Annotated in this window: 23 protein-coding genes and 2 pseudogenes; 22 read left to right on the top strand and 3 right to left on the bottom strand. The window is 40.6% G+C overall.

Going from position 1 to position 21,603, the window contains the following annotated elements; all coding sequences use genetic code 11:
- Nucleotide 1: 1 nt before the first annotated feature.
- On the top strand, nt 2-1,402 hold the full coding sequence (locus tag MK480_RS10110) for a nucleoside triphosphate hydrolase (protein WP_326845946.1): 1,401 nt from the start codon (nt 2-4) through the stop codon (nt 1,400-1,402).
- Between the two features lie 128 nt (nt 1,403-1,530).
- Nucleotides 1,531-2,868 (top strand): LPXTG cell wall anchor domain-containing protein, encoded by a 1,338-nt coding sequence (locus tag MK480_RS09590; protein ID WP_261126189.1) that lies wholly within the window; start codon nt 1,531-1,533, stop codon nt 2,866-2,868.
- A 139-nt stretch (nt 2,869-3,007) separates the two neighbouring features.
- Here the strand turns inward: MK480_RS09590 and MK480_RS10105 are convergent.
- A pseudogene (locus tag MK480_RS10105) lies at nt 3,008-3,400 on the bottom strand (Rpn family recombination-promoting nuclease/putative transposase); the annotation flags it as partial.
- Nucleotides 3,397-4,311: pseudogene (locus MK480_RS09580) on the bottom strand (Rpn family recombination-promoting nuclease/putative transposase). The pseudogenes MK480_RS09580 and MK480_RS10105, both read right to left, overlap by 4 nt.
- 147 nt (nt 4,312-4,458) lie before the next feature.
- Between MK480_RS09580 and polA the strand changes: the two are divergent.
- Nucleotides 4,459-7,092, top strand: a complete 2,634-nt coding sequence (gene polA, locus MK480_RS09575) for a DNA polymerase I (protein WP_268707586.1) — start codon at nt 4,459-4,461, stop codon at nt 7,090-7,092.
- Between the two features lie 84 nt (nt 7,093-7,176).
- Nucleotides 7,177-7,614: a CoA-binding protein gene (locus tag MK480_RS09570; RefSeq protein ID WP_268707585.1), complete on the top strand. Its 438-nt coding sequence runs from the start codon at nt 7,177-7,179 to the stop codon at nt 7,612-7,614.
- Nucleotides 7,615-7,645: 31 nt separating this feature from the next.
- On the opposite strand, the gene MK480_RS09565 is transcribed toward MK480_RS09570, so the two are convergent.
- Nucleotides 7,646-8,656, bottom strand: coding sequence for a YeiH family protein (locus MK480_RS09565; protein ID WP_268707584.1), 1,011 nt, complete (start codon nt 8,654-8,656; stop codon nt 7,646-7,648).
- A gap of 149 nt (nt 8,657-8,805) precedes the next feature.
- On the opposite strand from MK480_RS09565, the gene MK480_RS09560 reads away from it, so the two are divergent.
- The 18 genes from MK480_RS09560 to comA all read left to right on the top strand — a co-directional run bounded on the left by MK480_RS09560 (nt 8,806) and on the right by comA (nt 21,601).
- Nucleotides 8,806-9,975, top strand: a complete 1,170-nt coding sequence (locus tag MK480_RS09560) for a pyridoxal phosphate-dependent aminotransferase (protein WP_220041310.1) — start codon at nt 8,806-8,808, stop codon at nt 9,973-9,975.
- The gene (gene recO / locus MK480_RS09555; RefSeq protein WP_268707583.1) at nt 9,972-10,742 is read left to right on the top strand and encodes a DNA repair protein RecO; all 771 of its coding nucleotides are present in this window, start codon (nt 9,972-9,974) and stop codon (nt 10,740-10,742) included. Before MK480_RS09560 ends, recO begins: the two co-directional genes overlap by 4 nt.
- Complete coding sequence (plsX, locus tag MK480_RS09550; protein WP_247930562.1) at nt 10,739-11,731, top strand: phosphate acyltransferase PlsX; 993 nt, start codon at nt 10,739-10,741, stop codon at nt 11,729-11,731. The genes recO and plsX overlap by 4 nt, the downstream gene beginning before the upstream one ends.
- A gap of 5 nt (nt 11,732-11,736) precedes the next feature.
- The gene (locus tag MK480_RS09545) at nt 11,737-11,970 is read left to right on the top strand and encodes an acyl carrier protein (protein WP_000136449.1); all 234 of its coding nucleotides are present in this window, start codon (nt 11,737-11,739) and stop codon (nt 11,968-11,970) included.
- 322 nt (nt 11,971-12,292) lie between these two features.
- On the top strand, nt 12,293-13,144 hold the full coding sequence (locus MK480_RS09540) for a C40 family peptidase (RefSeq protein ID WP_084928307.1): 852 nt from the start codon (nt 12,293-12,295) through the stop codon (nt 13,142-13,144).
- Nucleotides 13,145-13,256: 112 nt separating this feature from the next.
- The gene (locus tag MK480_RS09535; RefSeq protein ID WP_229294830.1) at nt 13,257-14,426 is read left to right on the top strand and encodes a PspC-like choline-binding domain-containing protein; all 1,170 of its coding nucleotides are present in this window, start codon (nt 13,257-13,259) and stop codon (nt 14,424-14,426) included.
- Nucleotides 14,427-14,577: 151 nt separating this feature from the next.
- Nucleotides 14,578-14,712, top strand: coding sequence for a ComC/BlpC family leader-containing pheromone/bacteriocin (locus MK480_RS09530; protein WP_000425302.1), 135 nt, complete (start codon nt 14,578-14,580; stop codon nt 14,710-14,712).
- A gap of 505 nt (nt 14,713-15,217) precedes the next feature.
- Nucleotides 15,218-16,081, top strand: a complete 864-nt coding sequence (locus MK480_RS09525) for a GHKL domain-containing protein (protein ID WP_225306576.1) — start codon at nt 15,218-15,220, stop codon at nt 16,079-16,081.
- Nucleotides 16,078-16,809 carry a response regulator transcription factor gene (locus MK480_RS09520; RefSeq protein WP_020903295.1) on the top strand — a complete coding sequence of 244 codons (732 nt, stop codon included), beginning with the start codon at nt 16,078-16,080 and terminating at the stop codon, nt 16,807-16,809. Before MK480_RS09525 ends, MK480_RS09520 begins: the two co-directional genes overlap by 4 nt.
- A 371-nt stretch (nt 16,810-17,180) precedes the next feature.
- Nucleotides 17,181-17,309 carry a smi_0059.1 family bacteriocin-like peptide gene (locus MK480_RS09515; RefSeq protein WP_049499438.1) on the top strand — a complete coding sequence of 43 codons (129 nt, stop codon included), beginning with the start codon at nt 17,181-17,183 and terminating at the stop codon, nt 17,307-17,309.
- A 10-nt stretch (nt 17,310-17,319) separates the two neighbouring features.
- The gene (locus MK480_RS09510; RefSeq protein ID WP_247947543.1) at nt 17,320-17,460 is read left to right on the top strand and encodes a hypothetical protein; all 141 of its coding nucleotides are present in this window, start codon (nt 17,320-17,322) and stop codon (nt 17,458-17,460) included.
- Between the two features lie 110 nt (nt 17,461-17,570).
- Complete coding sequence (locus MK480_RS09505) at nt 17,571-17,753, top strand: class IIb bacteriocin, lactobin A/cerein 7B family (protein ID WP_261043952.1); 183 nt, start codon at nt 17,571-17,573, stop codon at nt 17,751-17,753.
- 19 nt (nt 17,754-17,772) lie between these two features.
- Complete coding sequence (locus MK480_RS09500) at nt 17,773-17,961, top strand: hypothetical protein (protein WP_050967306.1); 189 nt, start codon at nt 17,773-17,775, stop codon at nt 17,959-17,961.
- A gap of 32 nt (nt 17,962-17,993) precedes the next feature.
- Nucleotides 17,994-18,194: an SPPN_00645 family bacteriocin-like peptide gene (locus tag MK480_RS09495; protein ID WP_050207636.1), complete on the top strand. Its 201-nt coding sequence runs from the start codon at nt 17,994-17,996 to the stop codon at nt 18,192-18,194.
- Between the two features lie 90 nt (nt 18,195-18,284).
- Nucleotides 18,285-18,485, top strand: a complete 201-nt coding sequence (locus MK480_RS09490) for a hypothetical protein (RefSeq protein WP_023940558.1) — start codon at nt 18,285-18,287, stop codon at nt 18,483-18,485.
- A gap of 83 nt (nt 18,486-18,568) precedes the next feature.
- Nucleotides 18,569-18,748 (top strand): hypothetical protein, encoded by a 180-nt coding sequence (locus tag MK480_RS09485; protein ID WP_247947541.1) that lies wholly within the window; start codon nt 18,569-18,571, stop codon nt 18,746-18,748.
- Between the two features lie 78 nt (nt 18,749-18,826).
- Nucleotides 18,827-19,033: a hypothetical protein gene (locus tag MK480_RS09480; protein ID WP_049544737.1), complete on the top strand. Its 207-nt coding sequence runs from the start codon at nt 18,827-18,829 to the stop codon at nt 19,031-19,033.
- A gap of 414 nt (nt 19,034-19,447) precedes the next feature.
- Entirely contained in the window at nt 19,448-21,601 is a 2,154-nt protein-coding gene (gene comA / locus MK480_RS09475) for a peptide cleavage/export ABC transporter ComA (protein ID WP_268707582.1), read from the top strand.
- Nucleotides 21,602-21,603: the final 2 nt, after the last annotated feature.

Below are 21,603 nucleotides of genomic sequence, written 5' to 3'. Positions count from 1 at the left end.
GATGAAAGCAAAACGTTTTTTAGCAGTGGGAGCTGCAGGAGTTTCATTGTTTGGAGCAAGTGCTTTATTAGCTTCAGTTAGCAATCATAGTGTGGTGTACGCGGATCAAGCACCAGATGGCCAGTTTACTAATGGGACAGTCATGAAATATTTGAATGGTAAATATGGATATGCAGATTTTAATTTTCAAAATGGCTATGTTGCAACTCCAGGTAGTATACCTGGCTATACATATGTAAGAAGTGGTAGGGATGGCCATAATTGGGTTCATTACTTTATTTCCAATTCTGATGCAGCTGCAATGAATAATGGTGCTAACTCAGGAAGTCAAGGTAACAGTTCGACAACAACTAGCACAAATACAGGAACTCAAGGTAACAGTTCGACAACAACTAGCACAAATACAGGAACTCAAGGTAATAGTTCAGCAGCAAACACTCAAAAAAATGAGTATAAATGGTTAACGGTTTCTGGGAAATACCAGCTTTATATTAATAATAATCTAGTCAAAGGTTGGCAGACTGTTGATGGTAAGACTTATTATTTTGATGAAAATGGTTTTATGAAGACTGGGATCTTAGAAATCAAAGATAAACGTTATTACTTTGATGAAAATGGCCTTATGAAATCTGGTTGGGTCAATGAAGGTGGTAAGGATTACTATATTACTGATGATGGTTCTAAACCAACTACTGTCATTGCAAAAGGTGAGAAGATTTACTACGTTAAAGAGGGGATTCAACAAACAGGTTTTCAACAGATTGATAAGAAGTGGTATTATTTATTGGCAGACGGTAGCCGTAAAACAGGTCTCGTTCAAGATACAAATAAGAAATGGTACTATATTACAAATGATGGAGAACGTAAAGTTGGTCTCGTAAAAGATAGTGACGGTGCTTATCATTACCTTACTCCAGAAGGTGAACGTAAAACAGGTTCTATCACTATTGACGGCGTGACTTATCGTTTAGCGGATCGTGCTAGTAGCAAGCCAGGTTGGAATAAAATGGATGGCAAATGGTACTATTATGATGCGGAAGATAACATGAAGACAGGTTGGGTTAAAGATGGCTCATGGTACTACTTGGATGCTTCTGGTGTCATGCAAACAGGTTGGCAAAAAATTGATGGGGTATGGTATTATCTAGATGGATCAGGTGCTATGCAGACAGGTTGGTTGAACCAAGGTGGAACTTGGTATTACCTCAATAATTCAGGCGCTATGAAAACAGGTTGGCTAAACCAAAGCGGAACATGGTATTATCTAGATGGATCAGGTGCTATGAAGACTGGTTGGTACCAAGTTGGTGGTAAATGGTATTACTCATACTCATCAGGAGTCTTAGCAGTAAGTACAACTATCAATGGTTACACTGTTAATTCTAATGGTGAATGGGTCTAATACGAATCATGCAGAAAGTAAGAGGAATTTCCTCTTACTTTTTTATTGATAGAAGTTCTATTTCTTGATTTTTTCGAAAGAAAATGGTAAAATAACAGCAAAAAGATATTAAAGGTGGTAAATACTTTATGGATAAGAAAAAACTTCTCACTGCTAGCTTGGCTAGTGTAGCCGTTCTTGGAGCAGGTTTCCTTGCTTCTCACCCGTCAGTTGTGAAGGCTGAAGAAGCAGCTTCAACTGCTGTAACTAAAGAAGATGTAGCTGAGTACTTCACTGATTTAGAAAAAAAAGCTGAAGAAGCTATTAATAAAAATGATAAAATTGCTAACAAAGAAGTAGCAATTTTGGAAGCTAAGGCAGCTATTGGTAAAGAAGATTTATTAAAAGCTATTGATGAAAAACAAATCACACCTGAAGATGTATTGAAAGATTTAGCAGAAGCTAGCAAGACTGAATCAGATGAAGCAGAAGCAGGAAAATATGGTGAAAACTATGCACCTCAAGAAGTAAAAGATGCAAAACCTGCCCCAGGTGCTGAATTAGTTCGTAACGAATCTGGTGAAGTTACAGAAGTTAAACCAATCGATGGTAGAAGTGAAATTGATGCTGATGCTCAAGATAAAATCAACAAACGTTTAGACGAAGAAAAAACAGATGTTAAAGATGCTGAAGAAAGACTAGCTGCAGCTAATCATGATGAAAAAGAAGCTGAATCTAACAGAGAAGAAGCTAAGGTAGCTGTAGAATCAGCTAAAGAAAATGTTAAAGCAGCTCAAGAGGAATTGGCAGCTGCAAAAGATCCTAAATCAAAAGAGGAAGCTGAGAAAACTTTAAAACAAGCTGAGCAAGATTTGAAAGATGCTGAAGATGCATTGGAACAAGCAGATGAAGATTATTATTCATATGTTGCAGATCGTGAAGCTGAAGAAGTTCGTTTGGCAACACGTAATATTGCAAAATTAAAAGCTGAAGGAAAAGATACAACAGAGGCAGAAAAAGAACTTGATCTTGTATTAAATGGAGTAGAACCACTTGTACAACCAGAACTTCCTCTTTATGTTGAATCAGAGCAACCTAAATTACCAAATGATGGTGGCCCTTACCCAGGTGATCGTTATATTATTAACAAACCAGCAGCAACACCAGCAGGGACTCCAGCAACAACACCAGCAGGGACTCCAGCAACAACACCAGCAGATGCTCCAGCAGCAACATCAGCAGATGCTCCAGCAGCAACATCAGCAGATGCTCCAGCAGCAACATCAGCAGATGCTCCAGCAACTCCTGCGGTTGCACCAACTGTAGCAGGAACTAGCCAAGACAATACTTATCAAGCTCCAGCTGCGAAAGCAGAAGATAAGAAAGAACTTCCAAATACTGGTGGTAAAGATAATGCAGCAGTTGCATCATTAGGATTCCTCGGATTGCTCCTTGGTGCCCTTCCATTTGTGAAACGCAAAAACTAATTAGTTGAAGATATAAAAGAGAAGGATTTATGACCTTCTCTTTTTTGTGTGATATGGGATATAGTAAGAGTTCTGTCGAAAATAAAAAATGAACAAAACGATGTTTCAGTTTTGTTCATTTTTATGTTATTTTATAAACTTACAAGAGCTCCTCAAACTCAGCGACGGCCATGCCTAATTGCCGGCTGGCAACCTTGGGAGTCAGAAGACCTTGGTGGACTAGATTTACTAAAGCTACTTTTAATCCCTCTTCGATACCCTCAGCTCGACCACGATCTAAACTTTTTTCAATACCTTCCGCCCTAGCTGTTTCCAAAGCATAGTCATGTGCTAACAAGGCTTGTTCTTCACATCTGCGTTGTTCACTAAACATCTTCCTGTCCTCCTCGGACCAACTTTTGTAGTCTAGAAGTTGGTCTGCTTGGCTAATGGCTCGCTCAGGTTGTTGAGTAAAGGGTTTATTACCAAAAAACTCCAACCACGGCTTGCGAACCTCGTCGTTGCTGGTTTCTCTGTACTTTTTAGTTCTTATTTGTGATGCTCCTTCAATAGTTCTTCAAACTCAGCGACGGTCATGCCCAACTGCTGGCTGGCAACCTCGGAAGTCAGGAGACCTTGGCGAACCATGTCTAAGAAGGCAAAAAGTTTCCCTTCTTCCCTTCCTTCAACTTTCCCACGCTCTAAGCCTTTTTCTTCAGCTTGTTCCAAGGCATAATTCTGAGCCAATAACGCTTGTTCTTCACGCATACGTATTTGACTAAACATTTTTCTGTCCTCCTCGGACCAGCTCTTATAGTCTAGAAGTTGGTCTGCCTGACTGATGGCTCGCTCGGGTTGTTGGGTAAAGGGCTTATTCCCGAAAAACTCCAACCAGGGCTTGCGAACCTTATCTTTGCTGGTTTCTCTGTATTTTTTAAGTTCTAAGAAAGCCATCTTTACTAGATGATTTTCTTATCCATTGTTTGTAATTGTTAAAGCCTCACCTGTCGTGTCCTCGCGCATACTAAAGCTATGGAAAGCCAAGTCATCTTGGAAGTAGTTGCTATCCACGATTGCGATAGCGTATACTGGTGCGATGTGTTTGTAACTTTGATGAGTATTGCCTTCTTGCTGACGAATTTTTTCAAGGTTTTGATTGACCTGACTGCACAGGTAAGCCCATAAACGATTAATGAAAAAATTCTGATGATGAACTTGGATTTCAATGATTACTTGAGTGCCATTGTCCAACTCCGCCAAAACATCTATACTGGTATAGAAATCCTGCGCTGAGTAGGGCAGGGAAGGCAAGACGTGAATGTTACTTCCCTCCAAAATAGTCACATTTTTTGCTGGTAAATCTAGCATATCGCGGATAAATTGACAAGTGATTTCTGGATTATTAAAGATTTTCTTAGCAACCAAATCATTGGTTGGGCTGATGCCCGGATGACGTAATGCCATACTCTTTCTCCTTTCATTATAGCACATTTTCAAATCTAGGTTTACTGGATTCTTTGGCTCTATCTATTTATTCGGAAAAAGTGTGAAAAATATTGGGTATCGCTCTTCTCAATGGTATTTTTTGGTGCTTTCCTTTATAATGGGTGTATGGATAAGAAAAAATTATTATTGATTGATGGGTCTTCTGTTGCTTTTCGGGCGTTTTTTGCCCTCTATCAGCAGTTGGACCGTTTTAAGAATGCGGCTGGTTTGCATACCAATGCGATTTATGGTTTCCAGTTGATGTTGAGTCATTTATTGGAGCGGGTTGAGCCTAGTCATATTTTGGTGGCCTTTGATGCGGGAAAGACCACCTTCCGTACTGAGATGTATGCGGACTATAAGGGAGGTCGGGCTAAGACTCCAGATGAGTTTCGGGAGCAGTTTCCTTTTATTCGTGAGTTGCTAGATCATATGGGGATTCGTCACTATGAGTTGGCCCAGTATGAGGCGGATGACATTATTGGGACACTGGATAAACTAGCAGAGCAGGATGGTTTTGATATTACCATTGTCAGTGGGGACAAGGATTTGATTCAGCTGACGGATGAGCATACGGTGGTTGAAATTTCCAAGAAAGGTGTGGCTGAGTTTGAGGCTTTTACGCCAGAATATCTCATGGAAAAGATGAGCATTACACCGGCTCAGTTTATCGATCTCAAGGCGCTCATGGGTGATAAGTCGGATAATATCCCTGGGGTTACCAAAATTGGTGAAAAGACGGGTATCAAGCTCTTGCTGGAGCATGGCTCGCTTGAGGGAATTTATGAAAATATCGATGGGATGAAGGCTTCTAAGATGAAGGACAATCTCATCAATGATAAGGAACAGGCCTTTTTGTCGAAAACACTGGCGACCATTGATACCAAGGCACCGATTGAGATTGGGTTGAAGGATTTGGTTTATAGTGGTCCAGATGTGGAAAGTCTTGGGAAATTCTACGATGAGATGGGCTTCAAACAGCTCAAACAGGCTTTAAATGTGTCGTCAGCTGATGTTGCTGAAAGTTTGGACTTTACTATCGTTGAGCAAGTCAGTCAAGATATGCTGAGTGAAGAAGCTATCTTTCACTTTGAGCTTTTTGGTGAGAATTACCATACGGATGATTTGGTTGGTTTTGCTTGGTCTTGTGGGGATAAGCTCTATGCTACAGACAAGCTTGAACTTTTGCAAGAGCCTATTTTCAAAGATTTTCTAGAAAAAACACCTTTGAGGGTGTATGACTTTAAGAAAGCTAAAGTTCTCTTGCATCGTTTGGGTGTGGATTTGCAGGCGCCTGCTTTTGACAGTCGTTTGGCTAAATATCTCCTTTCGACTGTGGAGGACAATGAAATTGCGACCATCGCTAGTCTTTATGGTCAGACTTACTTGGTCGATGATGAGACTTTCTATGGTAAGGGAGTCAAGAAGGCCATTCCTGAACGCGAGAAATTCTTGGAACATTTGGCGCGTAAGCTTGCTGTTTTGGTTGAGACTGAGCCTATTTTGCTTGAAAAACTCAGTGAAAATGGGCAATTAGAGCTTCTTTATGATATGGAGCAACCTCTGGCTTTTGTCCTTGCCAAGATGGAAATTGCTGGGATTACGGTCAAGAAAGAGACCTTGCTTGAGATGCAGGCTGAAAATGAGCTTGTCATTGAAAAACTCACTCAAGAGATTTATGAACTGGCTGGTGAGGAGTTTAATATCAACTCGCCTAAGCAGTTGGGCGTGCTTCTTTTTGAAAAGTTGGGTCTTCCCCTAGAATACACTAAGAAAACTAAAACGGGTTACTCAACAGCGGTGGATGTGTTGGAACGTTTGGCTCCTATTGCTCCGATTGTTAAGAAAATTCTAGACTACCGTCAGATTGCCAAGATTCAATCGACTTATGTAATTGGCTTGCAGGACTGGATTTTGGCTGATGGCAAGATTCATACGCGTTATGTGCAGGATTTGACCCAGACAGGTCGTCTGTCTAGTGTGGATCCAAACCTGCAAAATATTCCTGTGCGTTTGGAGCAAGGCCGTCTCATTCGTAAGGCTTTTGTGCCTGAGTGGGAGGATAGTGTCCTTCTGAGCTCCGACTATTCACAGATTGAATTGCGCGTTTTGGCCCATATTTCTAAAGATGAACACTTGATAAAGGCTTTCCAAGAGGGGGCAGATATTCATACTTCGACAGCCATGCGTGTCTTTGGCATTGAACGTCCTGAGGATGTGACTGCAAATGACCGTCGTAATGCCAAGGCGGTAAACTTTGGAGTGGTTTACGGGATTTCAGATTTTGGCTTGTCTAATAATTTGGGCATCAGCCGTAAGGAGGCCAAAGCCTACATTGATACCTACTTTGAACGCTTCCCAGGTATTAAAAACTACATGGATGAAGTGGTGCGTGAGGCGCGTGATAAGGGCTATGTGGAGACCCTCTTCAAGCGTCGTCGTGAGTTGCCAGATATCAATTCTCGCAACTTCAATATTCGTGGTTTTGCAGAGCGAACGGCCATCAACTCACCTATCCAGGGTTCGGCAGCAGATATTCTTAAGATTGCTATGATTCAGCTGGATAAAGCCTTGGTTGCAGGTGGTTATCAGACTAAGATGCTTCTGCAAGTGCACGATGAAATCGTCCTTGAAGTGCCTAAATCTGAATTGGCAGAGATGAAAAAATTGGTCAAACAAACTATGGAAGAAGCTATCCAACTCAGTGTTCCCCTCATCGCAGATGAAAATGAAGGGGCAACCTGGTACGAGGCTAAATAAAAAGGGGGCTAGCCTTCCTTTTTTGTAGTAGAATTCTGCAAGCCTTTTCAAAATGTGCTATACTGATGAAAAAGGAGGATTTCTATGAGTCAAGAATTTATCAATCCAAGTGATGGCGTGATTCGTCAGTATCTAGCAACGAGTAAAACCCTTGCTGTGGTGGGTTTGTCAGACCGTGAGGAAACAACCAGCAATCGAGTGACCAAGAAAATGCAGTCTCGTGGTTATAAAATTATTCCAGTCAATCCCAAGGCGGTAGGTGGAGAAATCTTGGGTGAAAAGGCCTATGCTAGCCTAGCAGAGATTCCTTTTCCTGTAGATATTGTCAATGTTTACCGTCGCAGTGAATTTTTGCCTGATGTGGCGCATGATTTTCTCAAAGCTGATGCCAAGATTTTTTGGGCACAGCTAGGACTTGAAAGTCTAGAAGCGGAAGAAATCTTGCGTGCTGGTGGATGCGATGACATCGTGATGAATCGTTGCATCAAGAGAGAACATACACGCTTGATTGAGGAAGCATAAGAAAAAGGTAGCTGGTGGGCTACCTTTTGTATTAGAAAATGCCGATAAGGATCTGCATACCAAGACTAGTGAGGATGATGGCTATCCAGCAGATGGCTCCGAGAAGAATGGATTTTCCACTGGATTTGACCATAGCGACCAGATTGGTTTTGAGACCGATAGCACTCATGGCCATGACAATAAGGAATTTAGAGAGTTGTTTGAGAGGGGTAAAGAAACTACTGGACACACCTAGAGAGGTGAGTAGTGTAGTGAGGAGAGAGGCAAGGATAAAGTAAAGGATAAAAAGTGGGAAGACTTTTTTCAGTTGTAGGCTTTGCTTGTTTTCTTGTTGGCGACTTTGCCAGTAGGATAGAAAGAGCGTGATAGGGATAATGGCCAAAGTACGTGTGAGTTTAACAATGGTTGCAGACTCGAGGGTATTGCTTTGGTAAAGACTGTCCCAAGCGCTGGCGGCAGCCGTTACAGAGGAAGTGTCGTTGACCGCAGTCCCTGCAAAGAGGGCGAAGCCTTCATTGGATAGATGAAGCCAGGTGCCGAGGGTTGGAAAGATGAGCGCAGCCAAGACATTGAAGAAAAAGATAACGGAAATGGCTTGGGCTACTTCCTTTTCCTTAGCATCAATAACGGGCGCTGTCGCCGCAATGGCAGAACCCCCACAGATGGAAGAACCTACTCCAACCAAGGTAGCCAGTTTTGTATCCAGTGCAAAGAAGCGCTGGAAGAAGTAGGCAATAATCAGAGCTATTGAGATAGTGGACAGGATGACAGGGAGTGAAGATTGGCCAACTGCGAAGACCTGCGAGATATTGAGACCAAAACCAAGCAAGACAACGGCATATTGGAGCAACTTCTTGGAACTAAAGGTCAAACCAGCATCCAGTTGTTTATAGGACGAGAGAAAGGGATGTAGGAGCATTCCCATGAAAATGGCAAAAACGGGCGCGCCAATAACAGGGAAGAATCCTCCTAAGTACCAAGATACGATAGAAATGAGAAGGCAGGCCAAGATACCTGCTCCATTTTTTGATAGAAATGACATAAAAACCTCCAAATAAAATACCTTACCATTATAGACCTATAAACAGGAAAAGTAAAGTAGACAGTGGAAAAGCTATTCTATAATGTATTTTTGCGGTCGGGGGGCTTTTGTAGTATAATAGAGATACGTTTTGAAAGTAGGAGGTATCTATGGACTTAACTAAGCGCTTTAATAAACAGTTAGATAAGATTCAAGTTTCGTTGATTCGTCAGTTTGACCAGGCTATTTCGGAAATTCCTGGGGTCTTGCGTTTGACCTTGGGGGAACCTGATTTTACAACGCCAGATCATGTCAAGGAGGCGGCCAAGCGAGCGATTGACCAAAACCAATCCTACTATACAGGGATGAGTGGTCTGTTGACTTTACGTCAGGCGGCCAGTGACTTTGTTAAGGAAAAGTACCAACTGGACTATGCTCCTGAGAATGAAATTTTAGTTACAATTGGGGCGACAGAGGCTTTATCTGCTACTTTGACAGCTATTTTGGAAGAGGGAGATAAGGTGCTCTTGCCAGCTCCTGCTTATCCGGGTTATGAACCGATTGTTAATCTAGTTGGGGCAGAGATTGTCGAGATTGACACAACTGAAAATGGTTTTGTCTTGACTCCTGAAATGTTGGAGAAGGCCATTTTGGAGCAGGGTGACAAGCTCAAGGCGGTTATTCTCAACTATCCAGCCAATCCGACAGGAATTACCTACAGTCGGGAACAATTGGAGGCCTTGGCAGCTGTTTTACGCAAGTACGAAATTTTTGTTGTCTGTGATGAGGTTTACTCAGAATTGACCTACACAGGGGAAGCCCATGTGTCTCTAGGAACGATGCTGAGAGATCAGGCAATTATCATCAATGGTTTGTCTAAATCGCATGCTATGACCGGTTGGCGTTTGGGTCTGATTTTTGCTCCTGCGGTCTTTACAGCCCAGTTAATCAAGAGTCATCAGTACTTGGTGACTGCCGCAAATACCATGGCGCAACATGCTGCGGTGGAAGCCTTGACAGCTGGTAAAAACGATGCGGAACCTATGAAGAAGGAATATATCCAGCGTCGGGATTATATTATCGAGAAAATGACTGCTCTTGGTTTTGAGATTATCAAACCAGACGGTGCCTTCTATATCTTTGCTAAGATTCCAGCAGGATATAATCAAGATTCTTTTGCTTTTCTGAAGGATTTTGCTCAGAAGAAGGCTGTTGCCTTTATCCCTGGTGCAGCCTTTGGGCGTTACGGGGAAGGTTATGTTCGCCTATCTTATGCAGCCAGCATGGAGACTATCAAAGAAGCCATGAAACGACTTGAGGAGTACATGAGAGAAGCATGATTCAGTCTATCAAGAGTCAAGGCTTGGTGCTCTACAATCGCAATTTTCGTGAGGATGACAAGCTAGTCAAGATTTTTACTGAGCAGGCTGGTAAACGCATGTTTTTCGTCAAACACGCTGGTCAGTCTAAGCTGGCCCCTGTTATTCAGCCCTTGGTGCTGGCACGATTTCTCTTGCGAATCAATGATGATGGGCTTAGTTACATTGAGGACTATCATGAGGTGATGACTTTTCCCAAGATTAATAGCGATCTCTTTGTCATGGCCTATGCGACCTACGTGGCAGCTCTTGCCGATGCTAGTTTGCAGGACAATCAGCAGGATGCTCCCTTGTTTGCTTTTTTGCAAAAGACTTTGGAATTGATGGAAGCGGGCTTGGATTATCAGGTTTTGACTAATATTTTTGAAATTCAAATCTTGACCCGATTTGGTATTAGTCTCAATTTTAATGAGTGTGTCTTTTGTCATCGGGTCGGTCAGGCTTTTGACTTTTCTTTCAAATATGGAGCCTGCCTCTGTCCAAATCATTATCATGAAGATGAGAGACGTTGCCATCTCAATCCCAATATCCCCTATCTGCTCAATCAATTTCAAGCTATTGATTTTGAGACATTGGAGACCATTTCGCTCAAGCCTGAAATCAAGCAAGAACTACGCCAATTTATGGATCAACTCTACGAAGAGTACGTTGGGATTCACCTAAAATCAAAGAAATTTATTGATTCCCTAGCAGACTGGGGACAATTACTAAAAGAGGAAAAGAAATGAAAAAAATCGCAGTAGATGCCATGGGGGGCGATTACGCACCTCAGGCCATCGTTGAGGGTGTCAATCAAGCCCTAGCTGACTTTTCAGATATCGAGGTTCAACTCTACGGAGATGAAGCTAAAATCAAGCAATATCTGACAGCGACAGAGCGCGTCAGCATTATCCATACGGATGAGAAGATTGATTCAGACGATGAACCTACGAGAGCTATTCGGAAGAAGAAAAATGCCAGTATGGTCTTGGCGGCCAAGGCTGTCAAAGAGGGAGAAGCAGACGCTGTTCTCTCAGCTGGGAATACAGGTGCTTTACTAGCAGCAGGATTTTTCATCGTGGGTCGTATCAAGAATATCGACCGTCCTGGACTCATGTCTACCTTGCCGACCGTTGATGGGAAAGGTTTTGACATGCTAGACCTCGGTGCAAATGCAGAAAATACAGCCCAGCACCTCCATCAATATGCTGTTCTAGGTTCCTTCTATGCCAAGAATGTTCGTGGCATTGCGCAACCACGTGTTGGTTTGCTCAACAACGGAACAGAGAGTAGCAAGGGTGATCCGCTTCGTAAGGAAACTTATGAATTATTAGTGGCTGATGAAAGTTTGAACTTTATCGGAAATGTGGAAGCGCGTGATTTGATGAATGGCGTTGCAGATGTTGTTGTGGCAGATGGTTTCACGGGAAACGCTGTGCTCAAATCCATTGAAGGGACAGCCATGGGAATCATGGGCTTGCTCAAGACAGCTATTACAGGTGGTGGTCTTCGAGCGAAACTAGGTGCCCTCCTTCTTAAGGACAGTCTCAGAGGTTTGAAAAAACAGCTCAACTACTCAGATGTTGGTGGAGCAGTCTTGTTTGGTGTTAAGGCACCTGTTGTCAAGACTCATGGCTCCAGCGATGCCAAGGCTGTCTATAGTACAATCCGCCAGATTCGTACCATGCTAGAAACAGACGTAGTTGCCCAGACTGCGCGTGAATTTTCAGGAGAATAAAAGAGATGACAGAAAAAGAAATTTTTGACCGTATTGTGACCATTATCCAAGAGCGACAGGGAGAGGACTTTGTCGTGACAGAATCCTTGAGTCTGAAAGATGACTTGGATGCTGACTCCGTTGACTTGATGGAGTTTATCTTGACGCTGGAAGATGAATTTAGTATCGAAATCAGTGATGAGGAAATTGACCAACTGCAAAGTGTAGGAGATGTGGTTAAAATCATTCAAGGAAAATAGCAATCGGAGTTCCAAGGCACCTGCTTTGGAATTTTTTATTTGGCTTAATACTCTTCGAAAATCTCTTCAAACCACGTCAGCGTCGCCTTACTGGAGGTATGGTTACTGACTTCGTCAGTTCTATTTACAACCTCAAAGCCGTGCTTTGAGCAACCTGCGGCTATCTTCCTAGTTTGCTCGTTGATTTTCATTGAGTATAAGTGACCGTTTAGGAACAGATTTAGTCTTTCTAGGGACAGGAGAAATTTGAGGACAAATAAGGGATATAATGAAATCAGAAAAATCAATCTCCAAAAAGGAGAAAAAAGAAAGGATTTTCACGATGAAAAAATATCTTTATTCTAGTTTGTTAGTTCTTGCAGGAGGCGTTCTCCTAGCAAATACTACGGTAGCCTATGCTGATTCCCCATCAGCAAGTGAGAAAGAAGCGATTGCTCAATTAGTTAATCAAGGCAAGATAAAAGCTGAAGAAGCTGATCAAGTAAAATTGATTGGTTTTGAAGATAAAGAAACCCAAGCAGAGGGAAATCAAGAGAAGAAAGCTTTCAATCAATATCGTGATCCGAAAGGAACATGGATGCAAACCAATGGTAAATGGTGGTTTAAATACGGTTCAGGTGGTTATGCTAAAAATTGGGAACAATTAGATGGCAAGTGGTACTATTTTGATGACCAAGGATGGATGAAAGAAAATACTTGGATTCAACCTGATGGTAATTATTACTACTTATCTGCTAGTGGTGCTATGGTCACTGGTTATCAACGTGTGAATGGTACACCATACTTCTTTAGAGACAGTGGTGTATGGGTAGAAAATCGTGGACAGGCACTTGGTGAATATGCCGAGACATTTGTAGGGAAAATCCCATATGTTTGGGGTGGGGCAGATTTGAATAGTGGCGTAGATTGCTCAGGATTTACGATGGCTATTCATGCTAAGTTTGATATTAGTATTCCTAGAGTGACCTATGGTCAAGCAACAGGAGGAAGTTATGTAAGTAATGGTTCTCAACAAGCTGGAGATTTGATTTTGTATAATAGTGAAGAGACAAATGACCATGTAGGTATTTATGTTGGTGGTGGAAAGGTAGTTCATGCTCCATATCCAGGTCAATATGTTTCTTATATGGATCAATATGCTATTACTCAAAATACAATTCGTAGATATTGGTAATATTGTCTAATCTTTCACAATATTATTGACTTTGATTATGAAAAGTATTAGAATATAGCTAAATAAAGAGGGGAAACCCTCCTGTAGCTATTCAATAAAGGAGGAAATGGCTATGAAAAAATCTAAACTTCTCACACTTGGTTTGCTTGCAGGCGCTGGTTTACTTTTGACAATCAATCAAGCACAGGCTGCAGATACTTGGGTTAAAAATGGTGCTGACTGGAATCTTTCTCAAGATGGCAGTCTAGCTAAAAATAAATGGGTACAAAATGCTGGTTCTTGGTACCATTTTGACGGTTCTGGTAAAATGCAGACAGGCTGGCTCAAAGACGGCAATACATGGTATTCACTAGCAGATAGTGGCGCTATGCGTACTGGCTGGTACAAGGAAGGTGACACATGGTACTCACTAGCTAATAGTGGTGCTATGCGTACAGGTTGGTACAAAGAAGGATCTACTTGGTACTACCTAAAAGGCAGTGGCGCTATGGCAACAGGATGGGCAACTGCAAATGGTCAATGGTCTTACTTTGAAAAATCAGGTGCTATGGTAGCAGATAGAGCTGTCCCAGCCAGTGATGGGGAAAGTTATGTCATTGGTAAGGATGGCTATCTAGCAAATAGAAAAGATGCTGGATACAATATTCATGATATTGTCAAACTTGGAGATGGGCAAGAATATTTGCTAAATGCTAAAGGTGACGATGTTATTATTGAAAAAAATGCTTGGTATATCAGACCAGAGTTTAAGAAGTTTTCTAATAAATATGGAGATGAGGTTTCAAATACTACCTTAGCTCTGGTAGATAATAAAGACGAAGGACAAGAAATTGATCCTAAGGCAGTTGTACAGAACTTCCAAAACTTACCAAATCGCTACTACTTTGATGAAAATGGACATCGTGTGGTTAATATCCCCGCAATGACCACCTATTCAGAGATTAAAAAAGTTGGCAATGATGTCTATTTAGAAAATCCAGGTGCACGACTTCGTCTTGGAGCTACCAGTTTCACAATCAATAACAATAAACTATACTATTTAGAAAATGAGCAAGGTAAGCTCAAAACAGGTTACTTTGTATTAATTGATGATGGAGCAACCACTACACACCATCATATCCTAGCCTATGCGGGTCAATCTGGTGAAATTCTTAAGATGAAACGCTTGCCATCAGGAGTTTCAGATTATCTTGATAAAGAAATTGATGGTTTATATGGTGAAAAAATTAAAATTGAATCTCCACACTCAAACGAATATTATAAAGTGGTTGTGGTTAAATAAAAATAATATCTTCACAACTAATTATTAACACTCTAACCAATATACCATTTTCAGGAGGCTTTAGATTTCTTGTATTTTAAAAGGAAACTAAAGCCTTTTGTGGATTTATAAGGGGTTAGAGAGGATATAAAAGTATGAAAAGGAGTCTGTCATGGAAATGAAAAATACATTTGTAGAATTAGAACAATTTGAAGAGTTAACCCCAGAGGTATTGGAGGAAGTGAATGGTGGAGGGATTTTTGAAGATATTTACCATTGGCTACATCTACTCCCAGATCCAAGATAGTATTTTGATTAAAATGTGTTAACTAAACAGATTTATGATTATATTACTTGAATTTTTAGTGTTTATATTGATTTTAATCAATATTTTAGCTCCTCCGATTTATCTAGGTAGTCAACTCTCTAAAGCATTTTATGACAAACGCTCTATATTTCTTTGGGTAGTTTTTCATCTATTTGCTACCTTCGTTTTTCCGAGTTTCTTGCATGTTGCCAATTTATTATTCTTTTATATAATATTTTGGATTGTGTTAAAGAAAAAGAAGAAGGAAGCTCTCTTTCTTGCCCTTTATCTATTTATGTTTTATCAAAGTATTCGATATTTGGTTTTGACATTTATAATACGATTGATATTTGACTACTCTGAACTATCTGATTTCTTGCATAGTGGATTTGATTCTGTATTTAGTTTGATTTCGTTGTTTTTGTCTGTTGTCATTTTAAGACGATGGGGAATTGATTTCAATATATTATTTTTAGATAAATTTCAATCGTTAGTGACGAAAAGTATGTGGATCTTATCCTTATTGTTTGGTTTCAGACTGTTTTCATCCATCATGTCTGGAGGATGTAATCCTTTCTACGTTCGATTTGATACGACCATTTCTCTCCTGATTTTCATCCTATTTTTCTCTTGGCTCTTTTACATTAAGCATTTGGAGCAGGTTTATCGTGATGAGCAGACCATTCAGAGACAAGAAGATGAAAATCGTTCCTTGCAAGGGATGGTGGATAAGCTGGGTCATCTCTATGATGAAGTTCGAGGTTTCCGTCATGATTTTGCAGGGATTGTCGCTAGCATGGAGCCTGCCATAGCGAATCAAGACATGGCCGAGGTGTCTACCATTTATCAAGATGTCTTTCTAAAGACAAATGAAAAGCTGAGAAAGGCGGACTACACAGCCTTTAATCTTCACAATATCCATGATATAGCCATTCGTAATACCTTGGCAAAAGCCATGATTGTGGCAGATAATCAGGGAATTCATTTTAGTTTGGAGACGGTGGGGGTCGTCGAAGAGCTGGCATTGCCGATGTTGGAGGCTATCCGTATCCTCTCTATCCTCACGACAAATGCTTTAGAAGCAGCGAATGAGGCGGAAAATCCGCAGATTCGAGTTGCTTTGTTGGCAGGTGATAGGAGTGTTCGTTTTATCATTGAAAACACTCGTAAGAAAGAAGAACTGAATCCCAGCATTCTCAGTCAAAAGGGTTACTCTACCAAGGGCAAGCACAGTGGACTGGGCTTAGCGACCTTGGAGGATATGGTTTTTCATTATGATTTGAACTTAGATACCCAACTGGGAGAGACGACCTTTAGACAAGATTTAGAATTGCCATTTAAGGATGAGGAACGAGGAGGAGAGGAATGAGAATTTTAGTTTTGGAAGACGATAGAGTCCAGCAGGGACGGATAGAGCAGACTTTACTAGATATCGGTCGCTCTCGTAATTTAAGATTGGAAATTGATATTGCCAAAAACTATGGAGACGTTGAAAAGTATTCCCAGTATTTTGACCATTACCAGCTCTATTTATTGGATTTAGAGATTGATGGAGAGCGTGAACGGGGCTTTCAGGTTGCTCAACATGTTCGGGAGCGGGATCCTTTTACAAGCATTGTCTTTGTGTCCACGCACTCGGAGGCCTTGCCTCTAGCTTTTCGCTACCACTTGTCTGCCTTGGATTTTATTTCCAAGGATCAGCCTGAGGAGGATTACCGTCATCAGCTGGAGCGCTGTCTGGACTATGTACTGGCAGTGGATAAGAGAGAAAATATGCGTCTATTCACCTATAGTTTTGAGGGAAGACGGGGCTTTACTTTGCCCTACCATGAGATTTTAGCCTTTGAAACCTCAGTGGAATCCCACCGAATCAAGGTCTATTATGCGAATCATTCTATCAAGACCATTTATGGCAGTCTCAAGGATATAGCTGCCAAGGCTGAAAAAGATTACTTTGTCTATGCCAATCGCAATACGTTGGTCAGTTTACAGGCCATTGAAGAGATGACTGCGACAGAAGTGACCCTGTTAGAAGGATTACATTTCCCCGTATCACGGACAGCCAGAAGAACCCTTAAAAAACATCTCAATGTCTAATATCTGTTAGACTTGAATCAATTTATCAATAAGAATGTCGGAAAATTTTCTGATATTCTTATTTTTTTGAATTCTTTTTCGAATAGATAAGTAAGAGGAAAAGGAAAGGAGCCTAGTTCATGTATCTACCAATCTTGTATCCGTGGTTCATTAAATTATTTTTCAAATAAATTTAATTTAGTTGTACATTTTCGAAATTTTTTTCGAATAGATAAGTAAGAGGAAAAGGAAAGGAGCCTTGTTTATGTATCTACCAATCTTGTATCCGTGGTTTTTTAAATTATTTTTTAAATAAAATTTAATTTAGTTGTTCATTTTCGGATTGTTTTTCGAATAGATAAGTGAGAGGGAAAAAAGAAAGGAATAAAATAATGAAAGAACATTATTATGGATTTGTTGAGCTGACTTCGGAAGAATTGACCGATATTCAAGGTGGAGAAAATTGGACGAAGACACTTGCAGATTGGTACGTTGGATTTCGTAGAGGTTTAGGTTTTTAGGGGATAAGCGATGAATGAAATGAATGATAAGTGTACTATTGAAGTATTAAAGGAAAGCGACTTAGCTTTGCTGGTGGGTGGTAGCAAGGAAAGTTATCAACGGGGTTTAATTACAGGTCTATTGTTACGTCGTGCATTATTTGGATTCTAAGATAATATTTAGAGAGTAAAGGTTATCTATAACAACGAATAGAATATATGAAAAAGGAAAGACAAAAAACTACCTTTTTCAATTGTTAATAATCAAAAAAGGAGAATAAGATGGAAAAATTTAAAAATATGGAAGATCGTTTTCATGTAATGAGTCATGAGGAAATGGCCGATGTAGAAGGAGGTTTGCTAATTGGTCTGGTAGTAGTTGGAGGAGTCGCAATTGCAGGAACGTTTTTATTGGGTGCGGTAGATGGTGCTTCAGGAGCACATGCTAAGCGTCGTGGACGTTAACAGGGAAGGAAGAGCGCTGATGGAACGCATGATAGAAAGTTGGATTACTAGGGTAGAGACCTTTTACAGTTTGCAGTCAATTCCTGTAAAAGTATTGATTTTCATAGTTGGAGTAGTTGGGGTTTATGCTTTAGGGACATTACTTTTAGGACCGGTTTATTGGGCGGGACAGAAGTTTGGCGAAATGGTTTACAATTATTTATTTTAATAAAAAATTATAGATAAAGAGGAACAAATACAATGAATATGATAAAAATTGAAGAAAGATTTACAAGTCTCACAGAAAAAGATTTAGCAACAGTAGAGGGCGGTCGAGTGTCATGGAGAGGTAATATTAACATCGATGTCCATAAAGTGATTGATAGTACGGGAAGATTTTTCGGTGGTATCTATAATGCTGGTAGAGCATTTGGGCGAAATGTTTACAATGCATTTTATTAATATAGTTTATTAAAATTGACATCATATATTATATTTTTGAATTCTTTTTCGAATAGACCATAATCTGATTGTAGTCAGAGAGGCATTTCTATGTTTTTAAAAAAAGAAGTGATATTATTAGGGGTATTGTTATCGCTACGTATTATTTTTACTATCGTTCAAATTTTAATTGACTATAAAATATTATCAGGACAGTATAGTGTAAATTTTATGGATATTTCAGAAGTATTTACTTATCCAATACTCATTTTAATCATTTACATAGCAATAAAATATAATACAAAGGAGTAATGACGAACATGAATCAAAAGGATTTGGTGCATGTGAATGGCAGCGTTTTTCCGCCATTCTTGTCAGGTAAATAGGAGTCTAACATGAAAACATTTTTATTAGGTTTTGCTGAGGGGTATTTTATCGTATCGCTCATAATCTACATCGCAACGTATTTGATTTTGAGAAATCCAACCAATACCCTATTTTATCCAGAAATTTACCCTGTTTTATTTGGGCTCTTTTATCTAGGATATAAGGCCAATAAAAAGCAAGTAGAGTGAGCAGTTAAGAATGACTTGTTAGTCTTCGCTGAAAATGGTTAGAGTAGAATCTAAGAATGCACCACATTGGAGTTTAATATGAAATTCGTTAAATCAGTATTGAAAGTTTTGCCTGAAATCATGGTATTACTTAGTTCAATGTCTTATATCATCATCAGATTAGTGGCTGACATAAATAAAGTATCTTTACCTACTTGGTTTGATAATTTTAATATACCCACGGTTGCATTATTTATGATGGTCTTCATTCTTTTATACAGAAGTAAAGAAAAAAAGAATAGATAGATTTGAAGCGGTAGACGCTCTATAGGGAATAGGTGTCTTATAGTAACGAATCAAAAAAAAGGAGTAACTATGAATCGTAATTTAGAACGGTGTTATCTATTCTGACTAGGAATAGATTATACCAGAGGTGGCTTAGAAATAGCAGGGACATTAGTAATTGAAGTAATGAATAGGATGTTGTAAATGTTACTACCAATGATTTATTTGTCCCAAGCTTGCCTAGGGTGTCAGTAAAAAATCACTTTCCTTTCATACCATATTTTTAGTAGGCAGGACATTTGTTCTGCCTATTTTTTTATCCCAAAAGTGCAGTTGGGAGGTAGATAGGCGCATTTGGGGAAGAAGTCCAGTTTTTGTTTGGGAATTGGGGTAAGATAGATATTATCAGATGAGTTTAGGAAAAAGGAGATGAATATGAAATTTGGGAAACGTCACTATCGTCCGCAGGTGGATCAGATGGACTGCGGTGTAGCTTCATTAGCCATGGTTTTTGGCTACTATGGTAGCTATTATTCTTTGGCTCACTTGCGAGAATTGGCCAAGACGACCATAGATGGGACGACGGCCTTGGGCTTGGTCAAGGTGGCAGAGGAGATTGGCTTTGAGACGCGAGCGATCAAGGCGGATATGACACTCTTTGACTTGCCAGATTTGACTTTTCCTTTTGTTGCCCATGTGCTTAAGGAAGGGAAATTGCTCCACTACTATGTGGTGACTGGGCAGGACAAGGACAGCATTCATATTGCCGATCCAGATCCTGGGGTGAAATTGACAAAACTGCCACGTGAGCGTTTTGCGGAAGAATGGACAGGAGTGACTCTGTTTATGGCACCTAGTCCAGACTACAAGCCTCATAAGGATCAAAAGAATGGTCTGCTCTCTTTTATTCCTATATTAGTGAAGCAGCGTGGCTTGATTGCTAATATCGTTTTGGCAACACTCTTGGCCACCTTGATTAACATTGTGGGTTCTTATTATCTGCAGTCTATCATTGATACCTATGTGCCAGATCAGATGCGTTCGACACTGGGGATTATTTCTATTGGGCTGGTCATTGTCTACATCCTTCAGCAGGTCTTGTCTTACGCTCAGGAGTATCTCTTGCTTGTTTTGGGGCAACGCTTGTCGATTGATGTAATTTTGTCCTATATCAAGCATGTTTTTCACCTGCCTATGACCTTTTTTGCGACACGTCGTACAGGGGAAATCGTGTCTCGTTTTACGGATGCTAACAGTATCATCGATGCGCTGGCTTCGACCATTCTTTCGATTTTCTTGGACGTGTCAACGGTCGTCATTATTTCCCTTGTTTTATTTTCACAAAATACCAATCTCTTTTTCATGACCTTATTGGCGCTGCCTATCTACACAGTGATTATCTTTGCTTTTATGAAGCCGTTTGAAAAGATGAATCGGGATACCATGGAAGCCAATGCGGTTCTGTCTTCTTCTATCATCGAGGACATCAACGGTATTGAGACTATCAAGTCTTTGACCAGTGAAAGTCAACGTTACCAAAAGATTGACAAGGAATTTGTGGATTATCTGAAAAAATCCTTTACCTATAGTCGGGCAGAGAGTCAGCAAAAAGCTCTGAAAAAGGTTGCCCATCTCTTGCTCAATGTCGGTATTCTCTGGATGGGGGCTGTTCTGGTTATGGATGGCAAGATGAGTTTGGGGCAGTTGATTACCTATAATACCTTGCTTGTTTACTTTACCAATCCTTTGGAAAATATCATCAATCTGCAAACCAAGCTTCAGACAGCGCAGGTTGCCAATAACCGTCTGAATGAGGTTTATCTGGTAGTTTCTGAGTTTGAGGAGAAGAAAACAGTTGAGGATCTGAGCTTGATGAAGGGAGAGATGACCTTCAAGCAGGTTTCCTATAAGTATGGCTATGGTCGAGATGTCTTGTCGGATATCAATTTGACTATTCCGCAGGGTTCTAAGGTGGCTTTTGTGGGGATTTCGGGGTCAGGTAAGACGACCTTAGCCAAGATGATGGTTAATTTTTACGACCCAAGTCAGGGAGAGATTAGTCTGGGTGGTGTCAATCTCAATCAGATTGATAAAAAAGCTCTGCGCCAGTATATCAACTATCTGCCTCAACAGCCCTATGTCTTTAACGGAACGATTTTGGAGAATCTTCTCCTTGGAGCCAAGGAAGGGACGACTCAAGAGGATATCTTACGGGCGGTTGAATTGGCAGAGATTCGGGAGGATATTGAGCGCATGCCACTGAATTACCAAACAGAATTGACTTCGGATGGGGCAGGAATTTCAGGTGGTCAACGTCAGAGAATTGCTCTGGCGCGTGCTCTCTTGACAGATGCACCGGTCTTGATTTTGGACGAGGCGACCAGCAGTCTGGATATCTTGACTGAGAAGCGAATTGTCGATAATCTTATGGCTTTAGACAAGACCTTGATTTTCATCGCCCACCGCTTGACCATTGCAGAGCGGACAGAGAAGGTTGTTGTCTTGGATCAGGGCAAGATTGTCGAAGAAGGAAAGCATGCTGATTTGCTTGCACAGGGTGGATTTTATGCCCATTTGGTGAATAGCTAGAA

Origin of the sequence: Streptococcus mitis (genome assembly GCF_026782895.1) — a bacterium.
GTDB classification, from domain to species: Bacteria; Bacillota; Bacilli; order Lactobacillales; family Streptococcaceae; genus Streptococcus; species Streptococcus mitis_CB.
This window is presented reverse-complemented; position numbering and strand designations above follow the sequence as displayed.

What these genes read in the sequence shown, in the direction of transcription:
- MK480_RS10110 (WP_326845946.1), top strand. Translation starts at nt 2, where the DNA reads ATGAAAGCAAAACGTTTTTTAGCAGTGGGAGCTGCAGGAGTTTCATTG.
- MK480_RS09590 (WP_261126189.1), top strand. Translation starts at nt 1,531, where the DNA reads ATGGATAAGAAAAAACTTCTCACTGCTAGCTTGGCTAGTGTAGCCGTT.
- polA (WP_268707586.1), top strand. Translation starts at nt 4,459, where the DNA reads ATGGATAAGAAAAAATTATTATTGATTGATGGGTCTTCTGTTGCTTTT.
- MK480_RS09570 (WP_268707585.1), top strand. Translation starts at nt 7,177, where the DNA reads ATGAGTCAAGAATTTATCAATCCAAGTGATGGCGTGATTCGTCAGTAT.
- MK480_RS09565 (WP_268707584.1), bottom strand. Translation starts at nt 8,656, where the DNA reads ATGTCATTTCTATCAAAAAATGGAGCAGGTATCTTGGCCTGCCTTCTC.
- MK480_RS09560 (WP_220041310.1), top strand. Translation starts at nt 8,806, where the DNA reads ATGGACTTAACTAAGCGCTTTAATAAACAGTTAGATAAGATTCAAGTT.
- recO (WP_268707583.1), top strand. Translation starts at nt 9,972, where the DNA reads ATGATTCAGTCTATCAAGAGTCAAGGCTTGGTGCTCTACAATCGCAAT.
- plsX (WP_247930562.1), top strand. Translation starts at nt 10,739, where the DNA reads ATGAAAAAAATCGCAGTAGATGCCATGGGGGGCGATTACGCACCTCAG.
- MK480_RS09545 (WP_000136449.1), top strand. Translation starts at nt 11,737, where the DNA reads ATGACAGAAAAAGAAATTTTTGACCGTATTGTGACCATTATCCAAGAG.
- MK480_RS09540 (WP_084928307.1), top strand. Translation starts at nt 12,293, where the DNA reads ATGAAAAAATATCTTTATTCTAGTTTGTTAGTTCTTGCAGGAGGCGTT.
- MK480_RS09535 (WP_229294830.1), top strand. Translation starts at nt 13,257, where the DNA reads ATGAAAAAATCTAAACTTCTCACACTTGGTTTGCTTGCAGGCGCTGGT.
- MK480_RS09530 (WP_000425302.1), top strand. Translation starts at nt 14,578, where the DNA reads ATGGAAATGAAAAATACATTTGTAGAATTAGAACAATTTGAAGAGTTA.
- MK480_RS09525 (WP_225306576.1), top strand. Translation starts at nt 15,218, where the DNA reads ATGTGGATCTTATCCTTATTGTTTGGTTTCAGACTGTTTTCATCCATC.
- MK480_RS09520 (WP_020903295.1), top strand. Translation starts at nt 16,078, where the DNA reads ATGAGAATTTTAGTTTTGGAAGACGATAGAGTCCAGCAGGGACGGATA.
- MK480_RS09515 (WP_049499438.1), top strand. Translation starts at nt 17,181, where the DNA reads ATGAAAGAACATTATTATGGATTTGTTGAGCTGACTTCGGAAGAATTG.
- MK480_RS09510 (WP_247947543.1), top strand. Translation starts at nt 17,320, where the DNA reads ATGAATGAAATGAATGATAAGTGTACTATTGAAGTATTAAAGGAAAGC.
- MK480_RS09505 (WP_261043952.1), top strand. Translation starts at nt 17,571, where the DNA reads ATGGAAAAATTTAAAAATATGGAAGATCGTTTTCATGTAATGAGTCAT.
- MK480_RS09500 (WP_050967306.1), top strand. Translation starts at nt 17,773, where the DNA reads ATGGAACGCATGATAGAAAGTTGGATTACTAGGGTAGAGACCTTTTAC.
- MK480_RS09495 (WP_050207636.1), top strand. Translation starts at nt 17,994, where the DNA reads ATGAATATGATAAAAATTGAAGAAAGATTTACAAGTCTCACAGAAAAA.
- MK480_RS09490 (WP_023940558.1), top strand. Translation starts at nt 18,285, where the DNA reads ATGTTTTTAAAAAAAGAAGTGATATTATTAGGGGTATTGTTATCGCTA.
- MK480_RS09485 (WP_247947541.1), top strand. Translation starts at nt 18,569, where the DNA reads ATGAAAACATTTTTATTAGGTTTTGCTGAGGGGTATTTTATCGTATCG.
- MK480_RS09480 (WP_049544737.1), top strand. Translation starts at nt 18,827, where the DNA reads ATGAAATTCGTTAAATCAGTATTGAAAGTTTTGCCTGAAATCATGGTA.
- comA (WP_268707582.1), top strand. Translation starts at nt 19,448, where the DNA reads ATGAAATTTGGGAAACGTCACTATCGTCCGCAGGTGGATCAGATGGAC.